Source organism: Rhizobacter sp. P3_B12, from assembly GCF_056402895.1.
This window is the reverse complement of sequence record NZ_JBFUGN010000242.1, coordinates 1-7,295: the sequence shown is the minus strand read 5'-3', so window position 1 is coordinate 7,295 and position 7,295 is coordinate 1. Positions and strand designations below refer to the sequence as shown.

Here is a 7,295-nt window from a genome sequence, read left to right as displayed (position 1 = left end):
GGCCAGCGCCCAGTCAGGGTACAGCGCGTCCTGCAACGCCGTCGTGCCCATCACGTCGCGTCCGGGCAGGCCGAAGGCTGCGAGCGGCTGAACGCATCGAGYCGCATGCATTCCTCGAAGATGCGCATCACCGTCGGCACGTGGTCGAGCCGRCAGTTCAGGCGCTGCGCATTGAAGATCTGCGGCACCAGCGTGATGTCGGCCAGCGTCGGCTTGTCGCCGTGGCAGAAGCGGCCGGTCTCAGGTTGCCCCTCGAGCTGGCGCTCCACCGTCTCGAGCCCGGTCTCGCACCAGTGGCGGTACCAGCGGTTCTTGTCGTCCTCGCTGACGCCCAGGTCGTGCAGCAGGTAGCGCAGCACGCGCAGGTTGTTCAGCGGGTGGATCTCGCAGGCGACGTCCAGCGCGAGCGCGCGCACGCGGGCCCGGCCGAGCGGATCGGCGGGCAGCAGCGGCGGCTGCGGGTGGGTCTCGTCGAGGTACTCGATGATCGCGAGCGATTGCGACAGCAACGCGTTTTCGTCCTTCAGCACCGGCACCAGCCGCCCGGGCGACAGCGCCGCGAAGGCCGGCTGCGTCTGCTCGTTCTTGACCAGGTGCACCGGCACGTAGTCGTAGGCCAGCCCCTTCAGCGCGAGCGCGACGCGCACGCGGAACGAGGCCGATGACCGGAAGTAGCTGTAGAGCTGCATGCCGTGCACGCCTGTCACAGGACCGCCATCAGCGGGCCACCAGCTGCACTTGCAGGCTGCCGACGCCGTCGACCTTCGCGCTCAGCGTGTCGCCGGTGACGACCGCGGCCACGCCCTCGGGCGTGCCGGTGAAGATCAGGTCGCCGGGGGCCAGCTCCCACAGCCCGGACAGCTGCTCGATGATTTCGGGGATGTTCCAGATCAGCTTGCCGATCACGCTGTGCTGGCGCAGCGCGCCGTTGACCTTCAGCTCGATGCGCGTGTCGGCGCCCACCTGGCATTGCGAGGCCGGCCGCACCGGGCCGATCGGCGCCGATTCGTCGAAGCCCTTGCCGCTGCACCACGGGCGGCCCTGCTTCTTGGCCTCGCCCTGCAGGTCGCGGCGCGTCATGTCGAGCCCGACGGCATAGCCGTACACATGGTCGAGCGCCTCGGCCGCCGGGATGTTGCGCCCGCCCTTGCCGATCGCGACGACCAGCTCGACCTCGTGGTGCAGGTCCTTCGTGGCGCTCGGGTAGTGCATCTGCCCGGTCGTGCCCTCGGCCACCGGCAGCACCGCGTCGGCCGGCTTCAGGAAGAAGAACGGCGCCTCGCGGCCGCTGTGGCCCATCTCGATCGCATGGTCGACGTAGTTGCGGCCGACGCAGTAGATGCGGCGCACCGGGAAGGTGTCACCGGGTTGCGCGCCGACGACGGGCACGGAAGGGGTGGCCGGAACCGGCACGACGTGGCTCATGGAAGGCACTCCGAAGAGAGTCAGTGGGGGATGGCGGGATGATGCCACGAGGGCTGAAAACTCACGGCTAAACTCCCTGCAATGTTCAAGGCCCGAAGCTTCAAGCATTGCAAGACCTGCGGGTCCCCGGTCAGCTACAGCATCCCGCCCGATGACAACCGCGAGCGCGCGACCTGCGCCGGCTGCGGCGCCATCCACTACGAGAACCCGCTGAACGTCGTCGGCACGCTGCCGGTGTGGCACGACCAGGTGCTGCTGTGCCGCCGCAACATCGAGCCGCGCCACGGTTTCTGGACACTGCCGGCCGGCTTCATGGAACTCGGCGAGACGACGGCCGAAGGGGCGCTGCGCGAGACCGACGAGGAGGCCGGCGCCCGCATCGAGATGCAGGCCTTGTTCACGCTGCTCAACGTGGTGCGCGTCGGGCAGGTCCACTTCTTCTACCGCGCACGGCTGCTCGACACCGATTTCGCGCCCGGCCCCGAGACCATCGAGGCCCGCCTGTTCCGCGAGGACGAGGTGCCGTGGGACGAGCTCGCGTTCCCGACGGTGCGGGAAACCCTGAGGCGGTTCTTCGACGATCGGCGCCGGGGTCAATTCGGCTTTCATATGGCCGATATCGATTGACGGCGCACCCTGTCGCCGTTCGAATAGGTCGACGTCTGACTTCCCGATACCGCGACACCGATGACCGATCCCCGTCCCCTGCCCCCCGCCGCTGCCGCCCAACCGACAGCCCAGGCGCCCGCCGCCCACCGGCCGGCGGAGGCGGCGCCGCTGCGGATGCGCGAAGACCTGATCCACCCCGATCCGCTGCTCGACTGCCTGGTCGAGATCTGCCGCCTGAACGGCCAGGCCGCGTCGCGCGCCTCGCTGTCGGCCGGGCTGCCGCTGGGTGACAGCGGCAAGGGCAAGCTGACCATCGAGCTCACCGAGCGGGCCGCGGCGCGCGCCGGCATGGCGACCAAGCTGCAGCGCCTGGCGCTGCAGCGCATCGACGCCGCCGCGCTGCCGGCCATCCTGATCCTGAAGGACAACCAGGCCTGCGTGCTGCTGCGCTTCGAGAACGGCGGCAAGGAGGGCCCGGTGGCCCGCGTGCTGCTGCCGGAGACCGGCCAGGGCTCGATCGTGCTGCCGCTCGCCGACCTGCAACGGCGCTACACCGGCGTGGTGCTGTTCGTGCGCCCGCATTTCCGCTTCGACGCGCGCACGCCCGAGGTGCGCGCGGTGCGCCAGCGCCACTGGTTCTGGGGCGCGGTGCTCGAGCAGCGCATCGTCTACCGCGACGTGCTGTGGGCGGCGCTGCTGGTCAACGTGTTCGCGCTGGTGTTCCCGCTGTTCTCGATGAACGTCTACGACCGCGTGGTGCCGAACAACGCGGTCGAGACGCTGTGGGCGCTGTCGATCGGCGTGGTGCTGATCATGTGCGGCGACCTGTTCATGCGGCTGCTGCGCAGCCACTTCGTCGACGAGGCGAGCGCGCGCATCGACGTGCAGATCTCGGCCACGCTGATGGAGAAGGTGCTGGGCATGCGGCTGGAGAACCGGCCGGAGTCGGTCGGCTCGTTCGCGTCGAACCTGCGCGGCTTCGAGCAGGTGCGCGACTTCATCGCGTCGGGCACCGTCACCGCGCTGATCGACCTGCCGTTCGCGCTGCTGTTCGTGGTCGTGCTGGCCTGGATCTCGCCGTGGCTCGCGGTGCCGGTGGTCACGGCCTTCCTGCTGATCCTGGTGATCGGCTACGTGCTGCAGCACCGGCTGCACGAGCTGTCGCAGACCACCTACCAGGCCGCGGCGCAGCGCAACGCGACGCTGATCGAGAGCCTGACCGGCATCGAGACCATCAAGTCGCTGGGCGCCGAGAGCGTCGTGCAGGCCAAGTGGGAGCGCGCGAACGCCTTCCTCGCGGTGACCAACGTGCGCATGCGGGCGTTGTCGGCCACGGCCAACTACGGCACCAACTGGCTGTCGCAGGGCGTGACGGTCGCGATCGTGATCGTCGGCGTGTACCYGATCAGCCAGCGCGAGCTGACGATGGGGGCGCTGGTGGCCTCGTCGATGCTCGCGTCGCGCGCGCTGCAGCCGGCCGGGCAGATCGTCGGGCTGCTGATGCAGTACCAGGGTGCGCGCACCGCGATGGAGTCGCTCGACAAGATCATGGAGAAGCCGGTCGAGCGCCCGCCTGGCGAGAACTTCGTGCAACGCCCGCAGCTGCGCGGCGACATCGAGTTCCGCAACGTCAAGTTCGCCTACCCAGGCCGGCAGGATGCGGCGCTGGACGGCATCAGCTTCAAGATCCAGGCCGGCGAGCGGGTCGCGCTGATCGGGCGCGTGGGCTCCGGCAAATCGACGATCGAGCGGCTGATCATGGGCCTGTACCAGCCGCTCGACGGCGCGGTGCTGCTCGACGGCATCGACCTGCGCCAGCTCGACCCGGCCGACGTGCGCCGCAACCTGGGCTACGTGTCGCAGGACGTGACGCTGTTCTACGGCAGCCTGCGCGACAACATCACCTTCGGGCTGCCGTATGCCGATGATTCGGCGATCGTCGCGGCGGCCGAGCTGGCCGGCATGAGCAGCTTCATCGACCGGCATCCGCGCGGCTTCGACATGACGGTGGGCGAGCGCGGCGAATCGCTGTCGGGCGGGCAGCGCCAGGGCATCGGCCTGGCGCGCGCGGTGCTGCACAACGCGCCGATCCTGCTGCTCGACGAGCCGACCAGCGCGATGGATTTCTCCACCGAGGCGCAGATCACGCACAACATCGGCAACTTCGCGCAGAACAAGACGGTGGTGCTGGTGACGCACCGCACCTCGCTGCTCGCGATGGTGACGCGCGTGATCGTGATCGACGGCGGCAAGATCGTCGCCGACGGGCCGCGCGACCGCATCATGGAAGCGCTGCAGAGCGGTCGCATCGCGAGGGCCGCCTGATGGGCACGCGACACGAAGGCGGCACGAACCGCATCCTGATCAAGCTCGGCCTGGCCGTGATGTGGGTGCTGGAGCGCATCCGCCTGCTGCTGGATCCGATCACGCGGCGCCTGCTCGGCCCGGTCGTCACGCCCGACAACGCCGGCGATGCCGGATTCCGCAGCTTCGAGGCCGAGGCCGACCAGGTGATGTCTCGCAGCGGCACCCACCAGGCGCAGTCGATCGTGCGCGCGGCGCTGCTGATCGTCGTGCTGCTGGTCACCTGGGCGGCGCTCGCCCACGTCGACGAGGTGACCAAGGGCGACGGCAAGGTGATCCCGTCGCGCCAGCTGCAGGTGGTGCAGTCGCTGGACGGCGGCGTCGTCTCCGAGATCCTGGTGCGCGAAGGCCAGGTCGTCGAGGCCGGCCAGCTGCTGCTGAAGATCGACGAGACGCGCGCCACCTCGGGCGTGCGCGAGAGCGCCGCCACCGGCCTCGCGCTGAAGGCCCGCCAGGCGCGGCTGCAGGCGCTGGCCGACGGCTCGGTCTTCACGCCGCCCACCTCGGCAGACCCGGACGAACAGCGCATCCTGCTCGGCGAGCGCCAGCTGTACGAAGCCAAGCGCTCCGAGCTGGAGACGCTGCTGTCGATCAACCACCAGCAGCTGCAGCAGCGCCAGCAGGAGCTGACCGAGATGCGCGCCCGCAAGGCGGCGGCCGACCGCGGGCTCGAGTTCGGCCAGCAGGAGCTCGGGAAGACGCGGYCGCTGCTGGCCAGCGGCGCGGTGTCGGAGGTCGACATCCTGCGGCTCGAACGCGAGGTGGCGCGCTCGCGCGGCGATTCGGAGCAGGCCAGCGCGCAGATCGCGCGCGTGCAGGCGGCCATCGGCGAGGCGCAGCGCAAGAGCCAGGAGACCGAGATCGGCTTTCGCAACGAGGCGCGCAAGGAGCTGGCCGAGGTGGCCGGCAAGCTGAACGCGCTGAACGAGGGCGCGGTCGCGCTGACCGACAAGGTCACCAAGTCGCAGGTCAAGTCGCCGGTGCGCGGGCGGGTGCAGCGGCTGCTGGCCAACACCGTCGGCGGCGTCCTGCAGCCGGGCAAGGACATCGTCGAGATCGTGCCGCTCGACGACAACCTGGTGCTCGAGGCGCGCATGGCGCCGAAGGACATCGCCTTCATCCGCCCCGGCCAGCCGGCGACGGTCAAGTTCACCGCCTACGACTTCTCGATCTACGGCGGGCTCGAGGCGCAGGTCGAGAACATCAGCCCCGACACCATCACCGACGAGCGCGGCAACGCGTTCTACCTGGTGCGGGTGCGCACGACGCGCGCGAACTTCAGCGAAAAGATGCCCATCATCCCGGGCATGACGGCCGAGGTCAACGTGCTGACCGGCCGGAAGACCGTGCTGGCCTACGTGCTGAAGCCGGTGCTGAAGGTCCAGTCCAACGCACTGCGCGAGCGTTGATCGCAAGCTTCCTTATTGGCTCACGAAGGGCTGTATTCGGTGACCCAGGTCACGAAACGGCCCCGTAGATTCGTACATAAGCGCTGGGTTTCTGGATATCCTGACTGGTAAGTTCTGGCCAGTCTTGCGTCCGAGGAAATCCCATGCCCACCATCGTCCAAACCCAACACGGCAAGGTTTCCGCGCTTTGGGGTGCAGCCCTGATCCGCACGCCGGACGGCCATGTCCGTGCGCTGCAGATCGGCGACGTGGTGAACAAGGGCGACCTGATCCTGACGACGCAGGACGGCATCGTGCGGCTGGACGACCTCGACGCGCCGATGATGGCCACGGCGCCGAAGATTCCCGCCGCGGCCGACACCGACATCGATCGCGTGATCGCCGAGTTGAACCAGCCCGATGCGCTGACGGCCCCGGCGGCCGGCCTGGCCGGCGGTGGCGGTGGCGGCCTGACCCCCGGCCTGCGCGTCGACCGCATCGCCGAGGCCATCACGCCCGCCTCCCTGGAACTCACCGAGACCGTCGCGCCCGCGCCCGCGACCACCCCGATCGTGGCCACCACGCCGACCGGCGACGGTGTTGCCACCACCCCGGCCACCACCCCSGCCCCCACCCCGGCCGGCCCGCCGCCGGCTCCGCAGAACACCGCACCGCTGGCGAATGGCGGCATCGCCAGCGGCCTCGAAGACAGCACGCTGCCGCTGCCGCTGCGCGGCAGCGATGCCGACGGCAGCGTGGTCTCGGTCACGATCGTCTCGATCCCGGCCGGCGCCAGCTTGCTGCTGGCCGACGGCGTCACCGTCGTCACCGCCGGCCAGACCCTGAGCGCCGCCGATGCCGCCGGCCTGCTGTTCAAGCCCTCCGCCGATTTCAACGGCAGTGCCGGCGTCAGCTTCACGGTCACCGACAACAGCGGCGCCGTCTCGGCGCCGGCCAGCGTCGCGATCTCGGTCACGCCGGTCAACGACCTGCCGGTCGCCACCAGCGTGCCGGCCGGTTCGGGCCTCGAAGACACGCCGATCGCCGTCCACCTGGGCGGCAGCGACATCGACGGCAGCGTGACCAGCGTCACCGTCACCACGCTGCCCCAGCACGGCACGCTGTACCTGCCCGACGGCACGACCCCGGTCAGCGCCGGCACGCCGATCTCGGCAGCAGACGCGGCCAACCTGGTGTTCCGCCCCGACCCGAACTACCACGGCTCGACCGACATCGGCTTCACCGTCACCGACAACGAAGGCGGCACCTCGGCGCCGGTCAGCGTGCCGGTCACCGTGGCGCCCGAAGGCACCGCCATCACCCTGACCGCGTCGGCGGCCACGGTGACCGAAGGCGGCAGCCTCACCTACACCGCGACGCTGAACAACCCGGTCGCCGGCAGCCCGCTGGTGATCGCGCTGAGCAACGGCAGCACCATCACCATCCCGGTCGGCCAGACCAGCGGCAGCAGCGCCCCGGTGCCGGTGCGCGCCGACGACGCCCATGCGC

Annotated in this window: 6 protein-coding genes; 4 read left to right on the top strand and 2 right to left on the bottom strand. The window is 69.9% G+C overall.

What is annotated here, in order from left to right; all coding sequences use genetic code 11:
• Positions 1 to 50: 50 nt before the first annotated feature.
• On the bottom strand, positions 51 to 689 hold the full coding sequence (maiA, locus tag AC1D01_RS14730; protein WP_477867426.1) for a maleylacetoacetate isomerase: 639 nt from the start codon (positions 687 to 689) through the stop codon (positions 51 to 53).
• Between the two features lie 28 nt (positions 690 to 717).
• Positions 718 to 1,425, bottom strand: coding sequence for a fumarylacetoacetate hydrolase family protein (locus AC1D01_RS14725; RefSeq protein ID WP_477867424.1), 708 nt, complete (start codon positions 1,423 to 1,425; stop codon positions 718 to 720).
• Positions 1,426 to 1,506: 81 nt separating this feature from the next.
• Here AC1D01_RS14725 and AC1D01_RS14720 point away from each other — a divergent pair, with 81 nt between their 5' ends.
• The 4 genes from AC1D01_RS14720 to AC1D01_RS14705 all read left to right on the top strand — a co-directional run.
• Positions 1,507 to 2,052 carry an NUDIX hydrolase gene (locus tag AC1D01_RS14720; RefSeq protein ID WP_477867422.1) on the top strand — a complete coding sequence of 182 codons (546 nt, stop codon included), beginning with the start codon at positions 1,507 to 1,509 and terminating at the stop codon, positions 2,050 to 2,052.
• 60 nt (positions 2,053 to 2,112) lie between these two features.
• Positions 2,113 to 4,359 (top strand): type I secretion system permease/ATPase, encoded by a 2,247-nt coding sequence (locus AC1D01_RS14715; RefSeq protein ID WP_477867420.1) that lies wholly within the window; start codon positions 2,113 to 2,115, stop codon positions 4,357 to 4,359.
• Entirely contained in the window at positions 4,359 to 5,807 is a 1,449-nt protein-coding gene (locus tag AC1D01_RS14710; protein ID WP_477867418.1) for an HlyD family type I secretion periplasmic adaptor subunit, read from the top strand. Before AC1D01_RS14715 ends, AC1D01_RS14710 begins: the two co-directional genes overlap by 1 nt.
• A 143-nt stretch (positions 5,808 to 5,950) precedes the next feature.
• The coding region (locus AC1D01_RS14705) for an immunoglobulin-like domain-containing protein (protein ID WP_477867416.1) at positions 5,951 to 7,295 on the top strand (1,345 nt) is incomplete at its 3' end.